This window comes from Novisyntrophococcus fermenticellae, from assembly GCF_018866245.1.
GTDB lineage: Bacteria > Bacillota > Clostridia > Lachnospirales > Lachnospiraceae > Novisyntrophococcus > Novisyntrophococcus fermenticellae.
Window position 1 is genome coordinate 418,359 of the sequence record NZ_CP076458.1, and the last position, 15,844, is coordinate 434,202.

Annotated in this window: 14 protein-coding genes; 10 read left to right on the forward strand and 4 right to left on the reverse strand. The window is 44.5% G+C overall.

Going from position 1 to position 15,844, the window contains the following annotated elements; all coding sequences use genetic code 11:
• Nucleotides 1–350 precede the first annotated feature (350 nt).
• From infC to KNL20_RS01995, 4 genes are read left to right on the forward strand one after another with little or no spacing between them, the layout of a single operon-like run.
• Nucleotides 351–845, forward strand: coding sequence for a translation initiation factor IF-3 (gene infC / locus KNL20_RS01980; protein ID WP_230398988.1), 495 nt, complete (start codon nt 351–353; stop codon nt 843–845).
• 32 nt (nt 846–877) lie between these two features.
• Nucleotides 878–1,075, forward strand: coding sequence for a 50S ribosomal protein L35 (gene rpmI / locus KNL20_RS01985; RefSeq protein ID WP_230398989.1), 198 nt, complete (start codon nt 878–880; stop codon nt 1,073–1,075).
• Between the two features lie 27 nt (nt 1,076–1,102).
• Nucleotides 1,103–1,462 (forward strand): 50S ribosomal protein L20, encoded by a 360-nt coding sequence (gene rplT / locus KNL20_RS01990; protein WP_230398990.1) that lies wholly within the window; start codon nt 1,103–1,105, stop codon nt 1,460–1,462.
• A 60-nt stretch (nt 1,463–1,522) separates the two neighbouring features.
• On the forward strand, nt 1,523–2,461 hold the full coding sequence (locus KNL20_RS01995; RefSeq protein WP_230398991.1) for a ketopantoate reductase family protein: 939 nt from the start codon (nt 1,523–1,525) through the stop codon (nt 2,459–2,461).
• On the opposite strand, the gene KNL20_RS02000 is transcribed toward KNL20_RS01995, so the two are convergent.
• Nucleotides 2,451–2,777, reverse strand: coding sequence for a helix-turn-helix domain-containing protein (locus tag KNL20_RS02000; protein ID WP_230398992.1), 327 nt, complete (start codon nt 2,775–2,777; stop codon nt 2,451–2,453). The two genes, KNL20_RS01995 and KNL20_RS02000, sit on opposite strands and share 11 nt — an antisense overlap.
• A 327-nt stretch (nt 2,778–3,104) precedes the next feature.
• On the opposite strand from KNL20_RS02000, the gene KNL20_RS02005 reads away from it, so the two are divergent.
• The 5 genes from KNL20_RS02005 to nifJ all read left to right on the forward strand — a co-directional run bounded on the left by KNL20_RS02005 (nt 3,105) and on the right by nifJ (nt 11,596).
• Nucleotides 3,105–4,277, forward strand: coding sequence for an NAD(P)-dependent malic enzyme (locus KNL20_RS02005; protein ID WP_230400025.1), 1,173 nt, complete (start codon nt 3,105–3,107; stop codon nt 4,275–4,277).
• Between the two features lie 112 nt (nt 4,278–4,389).
• A complete protein-coding gene (locus tag KNL20_RS02010) occupies nt 4,390–5,523 on the forward strand; it encodes a DUF362 domain-containing protein (RefSeq protein WP_230398993.1) in 1,134 nt (377 codons plus the stop codon).
• An 18-nt stretch (nt 5,524–5,541) separates the two neighbouring features.
• Nucleotides 5,542–5,979, forward strand: a complete 438-nt coding sequence (locus KNL20_RS02015; RefSeq protein WP_230398994.1) for a GatB/YqeY domain-containing protein — start codon at nt 5,542–5,544, stop codon at nt 5,977–5,979.
• Complete coding sequence (locus tag KNL20_RS02020; protein WP_230398995.1) at nt 5,976–7,820, forward strand: ABC-F family ATP-binding cassette domain-containing protein; 1,845 nt, start codon at nt 5,976–5,978, stop codon at nt 7,818–7,820. The genes KNL20_RS02015 and KNL20_RS02020 overlap by 4 nt, the downstream gene beginning before the upstream one ends.
• A gap of 230 nt (nt 7,821–8,050) precedes the next feature.
• The gene (nifJ, locus tag KNL20_RS02025) at nt 8,051–11,596 is read left to right on the forward strand and encodes a pyruvate:ferredoxin (flavodoxin) oxidoreductase (RefSeq protein ID WP_230398996.1); all 3,546 of its coding nucleotides are present in this window, start codon (nt 8,051–8,053) and stop codon (nt 11,594–11,596) included.
• 134 nt (nt 11,597–11,730) lie between these two features.
• Here nifJ and KNL20_RS02030 read toward each other — a convergent pair whose 3' ends face one another.
• The 3 genes from KNL20_RS02030 to hydG are packed head-to-tail and all read right to left on the reverse strand — an operon-like array spanning nt 11,731 to nt 14,672.
• Nucleotides 11,731–11,976, reverse strand: a complete 246-nt coding sequence (locus tag KNL20_RS02030) for a TM1266 family iron-only hydrogenase system putative regulator (RefSeq protein ID WP_230398997.1) — start codon at nt 11,974–11,976, stop codon at nt 11,731–11,733.
• 42 nt (nt 11,977–12,018) lie between these two features.
• Nucleotides 12,019–13,218, reverse strand: coding sequence for a [FeFe] hydrogenase H-cluster maturation GTPase HydF (gene hydF / locus KNL20_RS02035; protein WP_230398998.1), 1,200 nt, complete (start codon nt 13,216–13,218; stop codon nt 12,019–12,021).
• An 8-nt stretch (nt 13,219–13,226) separates the two neighbouring features.
• The gene (gene hydG / locus KNL20_RS02040) at nt 13,227–14,672 is read right to left on the reverse strand and encodes a [FeFe] hydrogenase H-cluster radical SAM maturase HydG (RefSeq protein ID WP_230398999.1); all 1,446 of its coding nucleotides are present in this window, start codon (nt 14,670–14,672) and stop codon (nt 13,227–13,229) included.
• A gap of 370 nt (nt 14,673–15,042) precedes the next feature.
• Between hydG and KNL20_RS02045 the strand changes: the two genes are divergently transcribed.
• Complete coding sequence (locus tag KNL20_RS02045) at nt 15,043–15,834, forward strand: SseB family protein (protein WP_230399000.1); 792 nt, start codon at nt 15,043–15,045, stop codon at nt 15,832–15,834.
• The last annotated feature ends 10 nt before the right edge of the window (nt 15,835–15,844 follow it).

The following is a 15,844-nucleotide window of genomic DNA, read 5'->3' on the forward strand; positions in this document are numbered from 1 at the left end:
GTCTTTAACAAGCGAGCTTGCATGGGCCAGGCTCTGCTTTTTGCGCATGGCTGAATAGTAACAAAAAACAGCTTGACGAATCAGTGGAAACGTGATATTGTATTAGAGTATGAAAACAAAGAAGAGTATCCACTCTCACCTTAGCGCATATGGCGACTAACGGTTAATATAGCGATTAGAACAGCAGATGTGAGGTCTGTGTTGTGATGACGTGTATGGTGGATAGTCGGATTTGACTATCCTTTTTCATTGTTTAGGGAAATTGGTATATTTCCCGGGATGGAATTTCATAGTAAGGAAGCGATTAACAAGGAAAATTACCATGGAGGTGTACTACTATTAGCGATTTAATGATCAACGAGCAGATTCGTGACAGAGAAGTCCGTCTGGTCGGTAAAGATGGGGAACAGCTGGGCATTATGTCCGCAAAGGAAGCATATGCCAAGGCACAGGAAGCGGAGATGGATCTGGTTAAGATTGCTCCGACTGCAAAACCGCCGGTTTGTAAGATTATCGATTACGGTAAGTACAAGTATGAACTTGCGCGTAAGGAAAAGGAAGCAAAGAAAAAGCAGAAAACAGTTGATGTGAAAGAAGTGCGCTTATCACCCAATATCGATATGAATGATTTAAACACGAAAGTAGGCGCAGCCAGAAAGTTCATCTCCAAAGGGGATAAGGTAAAGATTACTTTACGTTTCCGTGGTCGTGAGATGGCACATATGAACAGCAGCAGACATATCCTTGACGAATTCGCCGAAAAGCTGTCAGATATCGCGGTAGTTGAGAAGGCTCCAAAGGTAGAAGGCAGAAGCATGACCATGTTTTTAACAGAAAAGCGTTAAAAGATACGTATTTTTTAAGGAGGAAATTAACAATGCCAAAAATGAAGACAAACAGAGCGGCTGCAAAGCGCTTTAAAGTAACAGGAACAGGGAAGATCGTTAGAAATAAAGCATATAAAAGCCATATCTTAACCAAGAAATCTCAGAAAAGAAAGAGAAATCTTAGAAAACCTACTGTTCTTGATGAAACAAATGTAAAGAACATGAAGAAAATTTTACCATATTTATAAGATAGATTTCAAGGAGGAATATGAGAGATGGCAAGAATTAAAGGCGGCATGAACGCTAAGAAAAAACATAACAGAACATTAAAGCTGGCAAAAGGCTACAGAGGAGCCAGAAGTAAACAATATAGGGTAGCAAAGCAGTCCGTGATGAGAGCACTTACATCTGCATATGCAGGAAGAAAGCAGAAAAAGCGTCAGTTTCGTCAGCTGTGGATTGCACGTATTAACGCAGCAGCGCGTCTGAATGGGCTGTCTTACAGCAAGTTTATGTATGGCTTGAAGCTGGCAGGCGTTGAGTTGAACAGAAAAGTTCTGGCTGACATGGCAATCAATGACAAAGACGGTTTCGCTACACTGGCTGAGCTGGCAAAGGCAAAGATCGCAGCATAAGGTAATAAGCTCTGGAAATCCCTTTACGGTTTTTCGGGGCTTTTTTTGGAGGTGCTTGTTATGAGAATGAATACTGTGGCCCTTATAGGACTTGGCTCGATAGGTGTATATTTTGCACCTCGGATGGAGCAGTATCTCGGCAGTGAGAACTTCTGTGTGATTGCTGACGGGAAGAGAAAAGAACGCCTGGAATCACAGGGAGTGACTGTCAATGGTGAAAATTACAGGTTTCAAGTCTGCGCTCCGAAAGACGGAAAAGAGACAGACCTGATTATCATGGCTGTGAAAGACATGGCACTTACGCAGGCGATTGCCGATATAAAAAGGTTTGTCGGAAAAAACACCCAGATACTCTGCGTTATGAATGGTGTGGTAAGCGAGGAAAAAGTGGCGGCCGTCTATGGCTGGGAACATGTTCTGTATTCCTATATCCGGGTATCTATCGCATTGCAAGACGGAAAGGCAGACTTTAATCCCCATGGAGGAAAGATTTACTTCGGAGAAGCACACAATGAGATTTTGACAGAGCGTGTTCTGGCGGTAAAGGATCTGATGGAGCGGTGCGATATACCTTACGTTATACAAGAAGATATGATCAGGGGAATCTGGTATAAGTTTATGACAAATATAGGCGAGAATATGACTTGTGCACTCCTCGGAATTCCTTATGGAGCCTTTCAAAAGAGCACCTATGCAAATGAAATCCGCATGGCTGCCATGAAGGAAGTGCAGGCAATTGCACAGAAGAAAGGAATTATCCTTACAGATGAAGACATGGAAAATCAAAGCCGGGCAATTATGAATATTCCCTTTCATAACAGACCCTCTACCCTGCAGGATTTGGAAAACCAAAAAAAAACAGAGGTTGAGATGTTTGCGGGAACAGTTGTAGATATGGGGAAAGAATTGGGAGTCCCAACACCTGTTTCATGGATGTTCTATCATGGAATCAAAGTTCACGAAGAAAAAAATGCGGGACTCTTATGTACTAGTCCATAATCTTTGCCAGACCTTTTCCATAGGCCATCAAAATCTTTTTATCGTCCTTGGACAAACGTTGAAAGACTTCGAGAAGTTCCTGCTGCCCTCTTGTCAATCGGAAGTCCTCTACCTTGTCCAGAAAGAAATCGGATAAAGTAATTCCGAATGCATCGCACATCTTTTGCAAGGTGGGAATTGTCGGAATGTTGGTTCGGTGAATCATGTTGTTAATCGTCGAGTAAGGAAGCTCTGATTCCTTTGCCAGCCGGTAGTACGTCCAGCCACGTTCCTTACAGAGACCTGTGATATGTTCAATAACATCTGTATCTCTCATTATCTTCTACCCCGTTCTTTTTATTTATGGTAATTATCAGTACCAAGTGCCCCTCAACACATATCCGGCACTATGTAAAAAACCTGATTTCTATATGTATATTGTAATTGACAGGATTACAAACGATAGATGTTAATAGGAGTCATACAATATACCTTAAAAAGAATATAATAAAAGTTAACTGATAAGTATAGCATTTTTGGCAAAAAAGCATTTGAATTATGTGAAGAAAATAACAATTTAACATTGCAATTCCCTTCCAAAAGAGGTATGATAACAAACGAAAGGTATGATATATGTGATAAGTACAGAGAAAGGAGCATTATGATGGACGTTAAAGAAAAGGCATTACAGCAGCATGAAGCATGGAAAGGCAAAATTGAAGTTATCAGCAGAGCAGAGTTAAAGACACCTGAGGATTTGTCGATTGCATACACACCAGGGGTAGCAGAACCCTGTCTGCGTATTTCGGAGGATGTGGATCTTTCCTATAAATACACACGCCGCGGTAATATGGTGGCGGTTATTACTGATGGTACCGCGGTACTTGGACTTGGTGACATAGGACCGGAGGCAGGAATGCCGGTCATGGAAGGAAAGTGTGTCCTGTTTAAAGAATTTGGTGATGTGGATGCATTTCCGCTTTGCGTACGTACCAAGGATGTTGATGAGATTGTCGATACAGTTGCTCTACTGGCGGGCAGCTTTGGAGGTGTAAACCTTGAAGATATCTCGGCCCCCAGATGTTTTGAAATTGAGAAGAAATTAAAAGAACGCTGTGACATTCCGATTTTCCATGATGACCAGCATGGCACTGCTGTAGTGACTGCGGCCGCCATGATCAATGCCCTGAAGCTTGTAGGAAAAGATATCAGTGAAATCAGCGTTGTAACTTCAGGAGCTGGCGCCGCCGGTATAGCCATTATCAAGCTTCTTGTAAGTCTGGGTCTGAAAGAAGTAATCATGTGTGACCGTCAGGGTGCAATTTATGAAGGCAGAGATGGCCTGAATCAGGAAAAACAGGAGATGGCTAAGATCTCCAACCTGAATAAGAAAAAAGGCAGCCTGGCAGATATGCTTGTCGGTGCGGATGTATTCATCGGAGTTTCTGCTCCTGGAACAGTGACGGAGGAGATGGTTAAGACTATGGCTCCAAACCCGATTCTTTTCCCAATGGCTAATCCGGTGCCGGAGATCATGCCTGACCTGGCTAAAGCTGCAGGGGCTGCAGTGATAGGAACGGGAAGAAGTGATTTTCCGAATCAGATAAACAATGTTCTGGCATTCCCTGGAATCTTCCGTGGGACTCTGGATGTACGTGCGAAAGACATCAACGATGAGATGAAAGTAGCAGCAGCTTATGCAATTGCAGGATTGATTGATGAAAAAGATTTGACGGCTGAATATATTATACCAAACCCATTCGATAAACGAGTGGCTAAGGCTGTAGCAGAAGCTGTATCAAGGGCAGCAAGAGACACTGGAGTAGCCCGCATCTGATTATTGGAGCTGTACGTCAAATACTTGTGCATAAAGTCTGGAAGGAGTCAGCAGGATTACCTTTCAGGCTTTATGATTTTTGTAGTTGGCATTCAGACCGTGGAGTGAATTTATGAAATCAAAAGTAGTTTTGATCCCTGTAAGCACCTATGAAAACAGTGAACTGTACCCGGCCGTAAAGAAAGGTCTGGAACTTTTGGGAGGCCTTGGATACTTTATCAGAAAAGAGGAAAGAATACTCCTGAAACCAAACCTGGTCCGGGATGCCGAAGTGGACAGGGCGGTCATCACGCATCCGGCAGTTATGGAGGCTGTTGCCCGCTGCCTGGCTGAGGAAGGTTTTACCAGACTGTCATGCGGGGACTCCTGCGGTGTCGGTTCCTCCACTAAGATTATGAAGAACAGTGGCATGGCCGGGAAGATGGAGCCGTATGGTGTGATAACAAAAGAGTTTGCCGAGGCAGAGCCTGTACAGAGTGAATTCGGTGGGCGAAAGCGTACATTTATGCTGGCAAAGGATGTTTTGGAAGCCGATGCGCTCATCAGTATCAGTAAGATGAAAACCCATGCTCTGGAGCATATTACGGGGGCGGTAAAAAATCAGTATGGCTGCATCTGTGGATTCCATAAAGCTAAGGGACATACCCAATATCCCAATGCGGAAAGCTTTGCCCGGATGCTGATCCATCTGAATCAGTATATCAGACCCCGCCTCTATATCATGGATGGAATCACCGCTATGGAGGGTAATGGTCCCACATCGGGTGATCCTGTTTCCATGGGTGTTCTTCTGATATCTGCGGATCCGGTTGCACTGGATAGCACATTCTGCCATCTGGTGCATCTGAATCCGGAATATGTACCTACGAATATTCATGGACAGAAGATGGGGCTAGGTACATGGCAGGAATCCGAAATAGAGATTTTGACACCGGAAGGTACGATTTCTATGGAGGAGGCTGTTTCCCGGTTTGGGAAAAAAGATTTTAAAGTGGAACGGGATCCTTCAAAAGGCAAAGGAATTTTGGGCAGAATCGGATTTTTAAGGGTATTTCAAAAAAGACCATATATTGAGCCGGAGAAATGCAGAAAGTGCGGCGTGTGCGTGGAAAGCTGTCCTGTGGAGGGGAAGGCTGTAAACTTTAAAAATGGAAGGAAAGCCCCCCCTGTGTATGACTATAAAAAGTGTATCCGGTGTTTTTGCTGTCAGGAAATGTGCCCCTATAAGGCAATAAAAGTGAGATGATTTTGGAGGGTATAAGATATGGAATTGGAAAAGTTAAGAGCAGACATGGTAGCGGCGATGAAAGCAAAAGATAAGCCCAGAAAAGAGGCCATCTCTTCACTGGTATCCGCTGTGAAAAAGATTGCAATCGACGAAGGGTGCAGAGAGGATGTACCGTCCGAACTTGTTGACCGGGTGATTTTGAAAGAACTAAAGACTGCAAAAGAGCAGATTGATACCTGCCCTGAAGCAAGAAAAGATTTATTAGCTGAGTACCAGTTCCGTTATGACGTAATCGATGCATATGCACCCAGACAGATGAGCCCGGAGGAAGTAAAGGCCTATATAGATGAAAAATTTGCGGATATAATCGCTTCCGGGAATAAGGGAATGATCATGAAGAACGTCATGGCAGAGATGAAGGGAAAAGCGGATGGAAAAATAATTAATCAAGTAGTATCGGATCTTTGCAAATGAATATACTGACAATTGAACACCTTACAAAAGCATATAGTGAAAAAACTTTGCTGGATGAAGCCTCATTCAGCCTTCAGGAAGGCGAGAAGGTTGGAGTCATTGGTATAAACGGAACCGGAAAGTCTACACTTTTGAAAATAATTGCAGGCGTAGAGGACCCGGATGCAGGAGAGGTTACTATGGGCAGCAATGTGAAGATTGGATATCTTTCGCAGACTCCTGTTTTTGAGAAAAACCAGACTATAATGGAAGTCGTTCTGGAGGGAACGCTGGAGGACCCTGAGGATTTTATAAATGAAAGTGAGGCCAAGGCCATGCTTACTTCTTTGGGATTTCAGGATTTGAATCAGCCGGTAGGAGAGCTGTCCGGGGGACAGAAGAAGCGGGTGGCACTGGTTGCTGTATTGTTGAAACCTGTGGATATACTTGTGTTGGATGAGCCTACGAATCATCTGGATAATCAGATGTCTGACTGGCTGGAGAAAACGTTGATTCAGTATCGGGGAACACTGGTTATGGTAACGCATGACAGATACTTTCTGGACCGGGTTGCCACGCGGATTGCCGAAGTGGATCAGGGGAAGATATACAGCTGCCAGGGCGGTTATTCCAAATATGTAGAGAAGAAAGAGCAGCGGCTGGATATAGAACTGGCATCAGAGCGAAAGCGCCGCAGTATCCTTCGAACCGAACTGGAATGGCTGTCCAGAGGTGCAAGAGCCCGTTCCACCAAGCAGAAGGCGCATATACAAAGAATTGAGGAGATGCAGAAAATTAATGCTCCTGTCACCTGCGGTCAGGTGGAATTATCTTCCGTAACCTCCCGGATGGGCCGGAAAACCATAGAAGTGGACAGCCTTAGTAAAATTTATGGCAATAAGGTTTTGTTTCGGGATTACAGTTACACCTTCCTGAAGGGTGAACGCATTGGAATTATCGGCCCAAATGGATGTGGGAAAAGTACTTTTTTGAAAATTATCTGTGGGGATGTGAAGCCTGACAGTGGAATAGTTGAAATCGGACAAACCGTGAAAATAGGATATTTTTCACAGGAGAGTGAATCACTGGATGAAACAATGAAGGCCATCGAGTACGTGAGGGAAGGTGCTGAATACATTCAGACCAGCGAGGGGCAGATTACGGCCTCTGCCTTGATGGAACGCTTTCTGTTCGACGGAACTATGCAATGGACCACCATAGGCAAACTTTCAGGAGGGGAGAAACGAAGACTATACCTCCTGAGAATCCTGATGGATGCTCCGAACGTGTTAATCCTGGATGAGCCTACCAATGACCTTGATATCCAGACACTGACAGTTCTGGAGGATTATCTGGATACATTTGATGGAATTGTGGTTGTTGTTTCTCATGACCGTTATTTTCTGGACAGAGTGGTCCGGCGTATTCTGGCTTTCGAATATGACGGAAAGATACAGCAGTATGAAGGCGGTTACAGTGACTATCTGCTGGCTTATGACCTCCGCCATCCCGACAACGGCGGCGCTGATGCCGGAAAGCAGGCCGGGGCTGCAGACGGTACAGCCACAAAAAGAAAGGCGGAGAAACCAAAAGGTCAGCAAAAACTCAGGTTCACATTCAAAGAACAAAGAGAATACGAAACAATCGATGATGATATTGCACTTTTGGAAGAAAAAATAGCGGAGACAGAAGAAGAAATTCTGAAGGCCGCCACAGATTTTGTAAAACTGAATGAGCTGTCAGTCAGAAAAACTGGGTTGGAACAGGAACTGGAAGAGAAAATGGAACGGTGGATATATTTGAACGAGCTGAATGAGAAAATTCAGGCCGGCATACGGACCGATGAAAAAACCCAAAAGTGACAGAATTCGTGTATTTTTCGTGATACAACGTCATGAAACATAGACAATTCATCCAGAGGATGCTATAATTTACTATAAGCCTGTGCCGGGTGTGCAAATCCGGCATGAAAAAGGGCAGAGACAGACCAATGTAGTTCATAAATGCCCTCACCGGAAGCGAATTTTCAGGTGACGACTTAATTAAAGCCATTTGATCACATTGTCATATCTATGTAAGGAGGATTATTATAATGGCAAGAAAGATGAAAACCATGGATGGTAATCATGCTGCAGCACATGCATCTTATGCATATTCGGATGTTGCGGCTATTTACCCGATTACACCATCATCTGTTATGGCAGAGGCCACAGATGAATGGGCAACCCAGGGAAGGAAGAACATTTTCGGACGCGAGGTTCGTGTGACAGAGATGCAGTCTGAAGCAGGTGCGGCAGGTGCAGTACACGGAGCCTTATCCGCAGGTGCTCTTACCACAACCTATACAGCTTCTCAGGGATTACTCCTGATGATTCCGAATCTGTATAAGATTGCTGGTGAGCAGTTACCGGGTGTTATTAACGTATCCGCACGTGCAATTGCAAGCCATGCACTGTCGATTTTTGGCGACCACTCTGATATCTATGCCTGTCGTCAGACCGGATGTGCGATGCTTTGTGAGTCCAGCGTACAGGAAGTTATGGATCTGACACCGGTTGCGCACTGTTCAGCAATCAAGGGCAAAGTTCCGTTCATTAATTTCTTTGATGGATTCCGTACTTCCCACGAGATTCAGAAGATTGAAACCTGGGATTATGAGGATCTGAAAGATATGGTGGATCTGGATGCGATTAATGATTTCAGACATAATGCACTGAACCCAAGCCACCCGGATCACAGAGGTTCCGCACAGAACCCTGATATCTTCTTCCAGGCAAGAGAGGCATGTAATACTGCTTACGATGCGCTTCCGGCTGTCGTACAGAACTACATGGACAAAGTAAATGAAAAAATCGGCACCAACTATAAACTGTTCAACTACTATGGTGCCCCGGATGCAGAGCACGTAATCGTAGCGATGGGTTCTGTCTGTGAAACCATTGATGAGACAATTGATTACCTGATGGCAGCCGGAAAGAAAGTTGGTGTTATCAAGGTTCGTCTTTACAGACCATTCAGCGTGTCCGCATTTGTTGAGACAATTCCGGATTCTGTAAAGCAGATTTCTGTACTGGACAGAACAAAAGAACCCGGTTCTATCGGAGAGCCGCTGTATCTGGATGTTGTAGCAGCTCTTAAAGGAAGCAAATTTGAGAACACTCCAATATTCACTGGCCGTTATGGCTTAGGCTCTAAAGACACAACACCTGCACAGATCGTTGCTGTATATAATAATACAGAAAAGTGCAGATTCACAATTGGTATTGTGGATGATGTCACACACCTTTCACTGGATACAGAGGAAGGCCTGATTACAACGCCGGAAGGAACAATTAACTGTAAGTTCTGGGGTCTTGGATCGGATGGAACAGTCGGTGCAAACAAGAATTCCATTAAGATTATCGGCGATAATACAGACATGTATGCTCAGGCATATTTTGACTATGACTCAAAGAAATCCGGCGGCATTACGATGTCTCACCTGCGCTTTGGGAAAGAGCCGATTAAATCTACTTACCTGATCCGCAAAGCCAATTTTGTGGCCTGTCACAATCCTTCTTATGTGGATAAGTACAACATGGTTCAGGAACTGGTAGACGGGGGAACATTCCTGCTGAACTGCCCATGGGATATGGAAGGTCTTGAGAAGCATCTTCCGGGACAGGTAAAGGCATTTATTGCAAACCACAATATCAAGTTCTATGTGATTGATGGTGTTAAGATCGGTATTGAAACCGGCATGGGACCAACACGTATCAATACGATTCTGCAATCTGCATTCTTTAAGCTGGCCAACATCATTCCGGAGGAAAAGGCGATCGAGCTGATGAAAGCAGCAGCGAAAGCCACTTACGGACGTAAGGGTGATGATATTGTTCAGAAGAACTGGGCAGCGATCGACGAAGGTGCAAAGCAGGCTGTTGAAATTCAGGTTCCGGAAAGTTGGAAAGATGCGGCGGATGAAGGTCTGAATATGACACATGCGGAAAGCGGAAGAAAAGATGTTATTGATTTCGTTAACAACGTTCAGGCAAAAGTAAGTGCACAGGAAGGTAATTCATTGCCTGTATCCGCATTTATGGATTATGTGGATGGTTCCACACCGTCTGGATCTTCTGCATATGAGAAACGTGGTATTGCGGTTAATATACCTATATGGAATCCGGATAACTGTATTCAGTGTAACAGATGTGGGTATGTTTGTCCGCATGCTGTAATCCGTCCGTTTGCCATGACAGATGAAGAAGTGGCGGCTGCTCCGGAAGGAATGAAGACACTGCCGATGATCGGCATGCCGGAATATAAGTTCACAATCTCTGTTTCTGCCCTTGACTGTACAGGATGCGGTTCCTGTGCGAATACCTGTCCGGGTAAGAAGGGCGAGAAGGCTCTTGTTATGCAGAATATGGAAGAGAACGTGGGTACCGGAAAATACTTCGATTATGCAGTAGAGCTTCCGGAAAAACAGGAAGTTATTGATAAATTTAAAGTAAACACGGTTAAGGGAAGCCAGTTTAAGAAACCTCTGCTTGAGTTCTCAGGTGCTTGTGCAGGATGTGGTGAGACACCTTATGCAAGACTGATTACGCAGTTGTTTGGTGACAGAATGTATATTGCCAATGCAACAGGATGCAGCTCTATCTGGGGCAACTCTTCACCGTCCACACCATATACAGTAAATCCCCAGGGACATGGTCCCGCATGGTCCAATTCTCTGTTTGAGGATAATGCGGAATTTGGTTATGGTATGTTACTGGCTCAGAAAGCCTTAAGAGCCGGATTAAAAGATAAGGTTGAAACTGTTCTGAACAGTGACGAGGCTTCTGAAGAAGCTAAGACTGCATGCAAAGAATATCTGGATACCTTTGAAAACGGCGCTTTGAACGGCGATGCCGCGAATAAGCTGGTTGCTGCTCTGAAGGGATGCGACTGTGATGCATGTAAGGAGATCGTATCGAATGAAGACTTCCTTGCCAAGAAATCTCAGTGGATCTTCGGCGGTGACGGATGGGCTTATGATATCGGATTCGGTGGTCTGGATCATGTTCTTGCAAGTGGACAGGATATTAACATCATGGTATTTGATACGGAAGTTTATTCCAATACCGGCGGCCAGTCCTCCAAGTCGACACCTACAGGTGCTGTTGCACAGTTTGCGGCGGGTGGTAAGGATGTCAAGAAAAAAGACCTTGCAGGTATCGCTATGAGCTATGGTTATGTATATGTTGCTCATATTGCTATGGGTGCTGATTTCAATCAGACTGTAAAGGCAATTACAGAGGCTGAGGCATATCCGGGACCATCACTGATTATTGCTTATGCTCCATGTATCAACCATGGAATCAAGATGGGTATGGGTAAATCTCAGATGGAAGAAGAAAAAGCGGTTAAAACAGGATATTGGCACAACTACCGTTTTAATCCTGCTTTGAAAGAAGAAGGAAAAGCAGCATTTATTCTGGACAGCAAGGCTCCGACCGAGAGCTATCAGGATTTCCTGGAAGGAGAGGTACGTTACAATTCACTGAAACGTGCAAATCCGGAAAAAGCTGAAAAACTGTTTGCAAAAGCAGAGCAGGATGCTAAGGAAAGATATGAATATCTGAAGAGACTGGTTACACTCTACGGAGAAGAATAAGCAGATAAGATACAAAGGAATTGCCAAGTGGCAGTTCCTTTTGTATCCTTTGGCATTTAAAAATCAGGCGAAAATCTTCCGTTAGGAAGGTCTTCCCCTGATTTTTGGGCTTAACAGGAAATTTTTTAATATGATTATAGGCTTGAGTAGGCAGTTTTAACTGTAACTCCCTTCAGACGTCCGATTTTACCTGTCATGGCGTTTATAATATCCTGAGGTGCATCCATGGCAAGGCTGATGATGGAGATACTACGTTCCCGGTAGGGGATACCCATTCTGCCTATGATGTACTGCCTGTATTCATGCAGCAGTTCATTCAGTGGAGTTACAGAATCAGGTTTTTCCACGATAATTGCTGCAACCGCAACTCTGTTTTCCATAAAATCTTCCTTTCATTTCTTAAATCCATATCGTTCCACAAATCAGGTTTCAAGTTCTTTTAGCAGCTGCGGGAAAATCTCCAGGCATCTTTTTAGAATTCCATGCATATGGGCAATTGCAATTCCATAGTTGGTAAATGGTATGCCGCCGTCCACAGCACATTTCATCCGGTACCGGACTTCTCTTTCACCCAGCATACAGCCGCCGCAGTGGATGATGAGGGAATAGGGGCTTAAATCTTCCGGGTATTCAGTGCCGGAGGATGTTTCGATAATCAGTTTTTTAGCAGTATACTGGCGCAGCCAGCGGGGAAGCTTTACCGTTCCGATGTCATCGCACTGACGGTGATGTGTACATCCCTCGGCAATCAGGATTTTATCTCCCTCTTTCAAGAAATCGAGGGCATGAACACCACGTACAGAAGTATCCAGGAAACCCTTATAGCGTGCCATAAGGATGGAAAAAGAGGTAAGCGGTATCTCGGGTGGCACTTCTTTCGATACTCTGCCAAACACCTGACTGTCCGTGATAACGAGGGCAGGCCGCTTGCCCAAATACTCTAATGTATTTTTCAGTTCATTTTCTTTAACAACGATAGCGGAAGCATCCGCTTCCAGAATATCCCGAATCGTCTGCTGCTGCGGCAGAATCAATCTGCCCTTTGGAGCTGCAGAATCAATGGGAACAACTAATAACACAAAATCGGACGGTTGGATGATATCCCCTACAATATGGAGCTTTTCATCATCGATGCTGACCATTGTTCCAATCTTTTCCTTGAGCTTTTGGATACCTTGTCCGGTTTTCGTGCTTACCAGAAGTGAACCTTCTGGTGCTGCTATGTCGATCTGATCCGCCTTGTTGAAAACCTCCAGGTATGGAATTTCCTTTTTTCGGATTAATGAGAGCAGTTCCTGATCCCTTTGGGATTTTCCGGAGCAACCATCAATTACAAGAATAGCGATATCGGTCTTATTAAGTACTTGCCTGGTCTTTTTTATGCGCAGTGTTCCAAGGGTTCCAGTGTCATCAAATCCCGGAGTGTCTATAATCATAACCGGTCCCAGAGGCAAAAGCTCCATGGATTTGTATACAGGATCCGTAGTGGTGCCTTTTGTATCGGATACAACTGCCAGGTCCTGACCGGTTACAGCATTTACCAGGCTGGATTTACCGGCATTCCTCTGGCCAAAGAAAGCAATATGCAGCCGGTTTGCGGAAGGTGTGTCATTTAATCCCATGGTATCACCTAAAAGCGGAAATCCCGGATGCCCTGTTCAATCTTTTCCAGATGATCCTCACAGATTTCCCGCGTCCTTTCTCTTGGGATATTTTCCAGTTCGCTCAGAATCAGGGCCTCACCAATCCTCTTCGTCTCTGGTCCGGCATAGTCCGTCAGATATTCTTTCAAAGTCATAAGAGCATTGGGATGGCAGCAGTTCTGAATCTGTCCTGTCTTGCAAAGTGCCATAAAACGGTCTCCGGTTCTTCCTTCCCGGTAGCACGCGGTACAAAAGGAAGGAATATAGCCCATGTTCATGAGCCAGTGGACGACTTCGTCCAGACTGCGCTGATCAGAAACATCAAACTGCTCCGTATCCGTAGGGCGCACCTCTTCGGCATAACCGCCTACAGATGTGCGTGAGCCGCCGCTGATCTGGGATACCCCCAGACGGATGACCTTTTCACGGACTGCCTGACTTTCCCGGGTTGAAATAATCATACCGGTATACGGTACGGCGATACGGATTAAAGCACAGATCTTTGCAAAGATTTCATCACTGATACCGTTGTCAAACGTGGTGGGATCAATATCATCTGCCCGCTTTATACGAGGTACGCTAATGGTATGTGGGCCTACACCGTGAACAGTCTCCAGATGCTCTGCATGCATCAGCAATCCGGCGAACTCGTAGCGATACAGCTCGAGACCGAAAAGAACACCCAGTCCAACATCATCGATGCCGCCTTCCATCGCACGGTCCATGGCCTCTGTATGGTAGTTGTAATCATGCTTGGGGCCTGTTGGATGAAGGTTCAGATAACTGGCTTTGTGATAAGTTTCCTGAAACAGAATATAAGTGCCGATTCCGGCTTCCTTCAGCTTCCGGTAATTTTCCACCGTGGTAGCGGCAATATTCACATTTACACGGCGGATTGCCCCATGTTTATGCTTAATGGAATATATAGTATTAATACATTCCAGCACATATTCGATGGGATTCATCAAAGGATCTTCTCCAGCCTCGATGGCAAGTCTTTTATGTCCCTGATCCTGCAGTGCGATGACTTCTGCGGCTACCTCCTCCTGGGTTAGTTTTTTCCGTTCGATATGTTTGTTCTTCTGGTGGTAAGGGCAGTAGACGCAGCCGTTCACACAATAGTTGGAGAGATAAAGAGGTGCGAACATGACGATGCGGTTGCCATAGAATGCTTTCTTGATTTTCTCAGCCAGATCGTACATTTCCTGGATTTTTTCCGGAATTTCACAGGCCAGCAGAACGGATGCTTCCCGGTGAGACAGTCCCGAACAGACAGTCTTTCCTTCGGCAATCCGGGGACGTGCTTTTTCCAGAATACGGTCAATCAAAGGGATGTTGTCCTTGTTCTCTTCTGCATACTTCAGTGTGTCCAGAATTTCTTCGTGATTGATAAATTCATCGGCACACAGTGATTTGGGATCATAATTATACATAGTTCCCTTCCTTTCTTTCGGGTCAGTACACGACTTTCCCGTTAGTTGGGGGTTTTGCCCCTGTCAAATTCATGTTTTTTCATGCGAGCATGAAACACATGACCTTTTGACCCCCATGCTACTAAGGATTGTTCCGCACTTTGTGCTCCCACAATCCTAAAAACATTCGAAATCCGCCCTATCGGGCTACTTTCTCATGTTTTGCGGGTCCCAAATTCATGTTTTTTCATGCAAGCATGAAACACATGACTTTTTGACCCTAGTATCATTATATTACTGTAAATTTTGTTGTCAAGAAATGTATAGTTTACCAGTCTTTTCATTTATGTTATACTTAAAAACATCAGAAGAAAAGTTGAGGCGTGAAAAAATGACGGTCGATAATACATTTATGATTAAGAAACTGCAAAGACTAGAAGAGATGCTGGTAGTCTTCTCGCAGTTTACAAGGATGCCATTTGCAGAATGTGACGAGGAGACCTTTGATGATCAGATTCATATTTTTACAGATGAGACAAAGGCTCAGGAGTTTGCCAAAGCTTATCTGGACAAGAAAATTCTGCTCGTGGCGGTGAAAGTTACGAAAAACCAGATGAAGGGATTCTATGTTTCACTGTATTCCATGGGTATCAATGCGGTGCTGTTTCATGAAGGAAATTCTGCGACCAGAATTCAGTTGGAAGAGTTGGAGAAAAAGCCGGATATAGAGGCGCTTGGCAAGGAAAAGATTCCTGTTATCAATTCATCCTTACAGTTGAGTGCAATCTATTTCATTCAGGAACTTCGCAGACCTGCAGAACACGATATGAAACATCTGCACGATTTGGAGGAAGAGATGATTGCAAACTTTGCCAAATCCAAATTTATCATAGGTATGGAAGTGGTGAAGGAGAAGGAAACGGATAAGGAGCAGGTCCGGATTCCTTATGTGAAGGACAAAGAGGGGAATATTTTTCAGCCGGTATTCACAGATTTTGCGGAATTTCAGAAGCATTATAAGAAAAATGCCGTCGGGATGAAGATGGCGCCGCTTACGATTTTTCAGCTTCCACAATATATGGTGAAAGAGTCCAAGGGTTTTGTGATAAATCCTTCCGGTTTTAATCTGCAGCTTTCCAAAGAGCAGATAGAGGTAATTATTAAGGCGTTTCCGGAAGCGTAACAAGGGATAG

Bases quoted from the DNA above. Each gene is read 5' to 3' on its own strand.
- hydG (WP_230398999.1), bottom strand. From the start codon at position 14,672: ATGTATAATTATGATCCCAAATCACTGTGTGCCGATGAATTTATCAAT.
- KNL20_RS02010 (WP_230398993.1), top strand. From the start codon at position 4,390: ATGAAATCAAAAGTAGTTTTGATCCCTGTAAGCACCTATGAAAACAGT.
- nifJ (WP_230398996.1), top strand. From the start codon at position 8,051: ATGGCAAGAAAGATGAAAACCATGGATGGTAATCATGCTGCAGCACAT.
- KNL20_RS02005 (WP_230400025.1), top strand. From the start codon at position 3,105: ATGGACGTTAAAGAAAAGGCATTACAGCAGCATGAAGCATGGAAAGGC.
- KNL20_RS02000 (WP_230398992.1), bottom strand. From the start codon at position 2,777: ATGAGAGATACAGATGTTATTGAACATATCACAGGTCTCTGTAAGGAA.
- KNL20_RS02020 (WP_230398995.1), top strand. From the start codon at position 5,976: ATGAATATACTGACAATTGAACACCTTACAAAAGCATATAGTGAAAAA.
- KNL20_RS02030 (WP_230398997.1), bottom strand. From the start codon at position 11,976: ATGGAAAACAGAGTTGCGGTTGCAGCAATTATCGTGGAAAAACCTGAT.
- KNL20_RS02045 (WP_230399000.1), top strand. From the start codon at position 15,043: ATGACGGTCGATAATACATTTATGATTAAGAAACTGCAAAGACTAGAA.
- KNL20_RS02015 (WP_230398994.1), top strand. From the start codon at position 5,542: ATGGAATTGGAAAAGTTAAGAGCAGACATGGTAGCGGCGATGAAAGCA.
- rpmI (WP_230398989.1), top strand. From the start codon at position 878: ATGCCAAAAATGAAGACAAACAGAGCGGCTGCAAAGCGCTTTAAAGTA.
- infC (WP_230398988.1), top strand. From the start codon at position 351: ATGATCAACGAGCAGATTCGTGACAGAGAAGTCCGTCTGGTCGGTAAA.
- rplT (WP_230398990.1), top strand. From the start codon at position 1,103: ATGGCAAGAATTAAAGGCGGCATGAACGCTAAGAAAAAACATAACAGA.
- hydF (WP_230398998.1), bottom strand. From the start codon at position 13,218: ATGGGATTAAATGACACACCTTCCGCAAACCGGCTGCATATTGCTTTC.
- KNL20_RS01995 (WP_230398991.1), top strand. From the start codon at position 1,523: ATGAGAATGAATACTGTGGCCCTTATAGGACTTGGCTCGATAGGTGTA.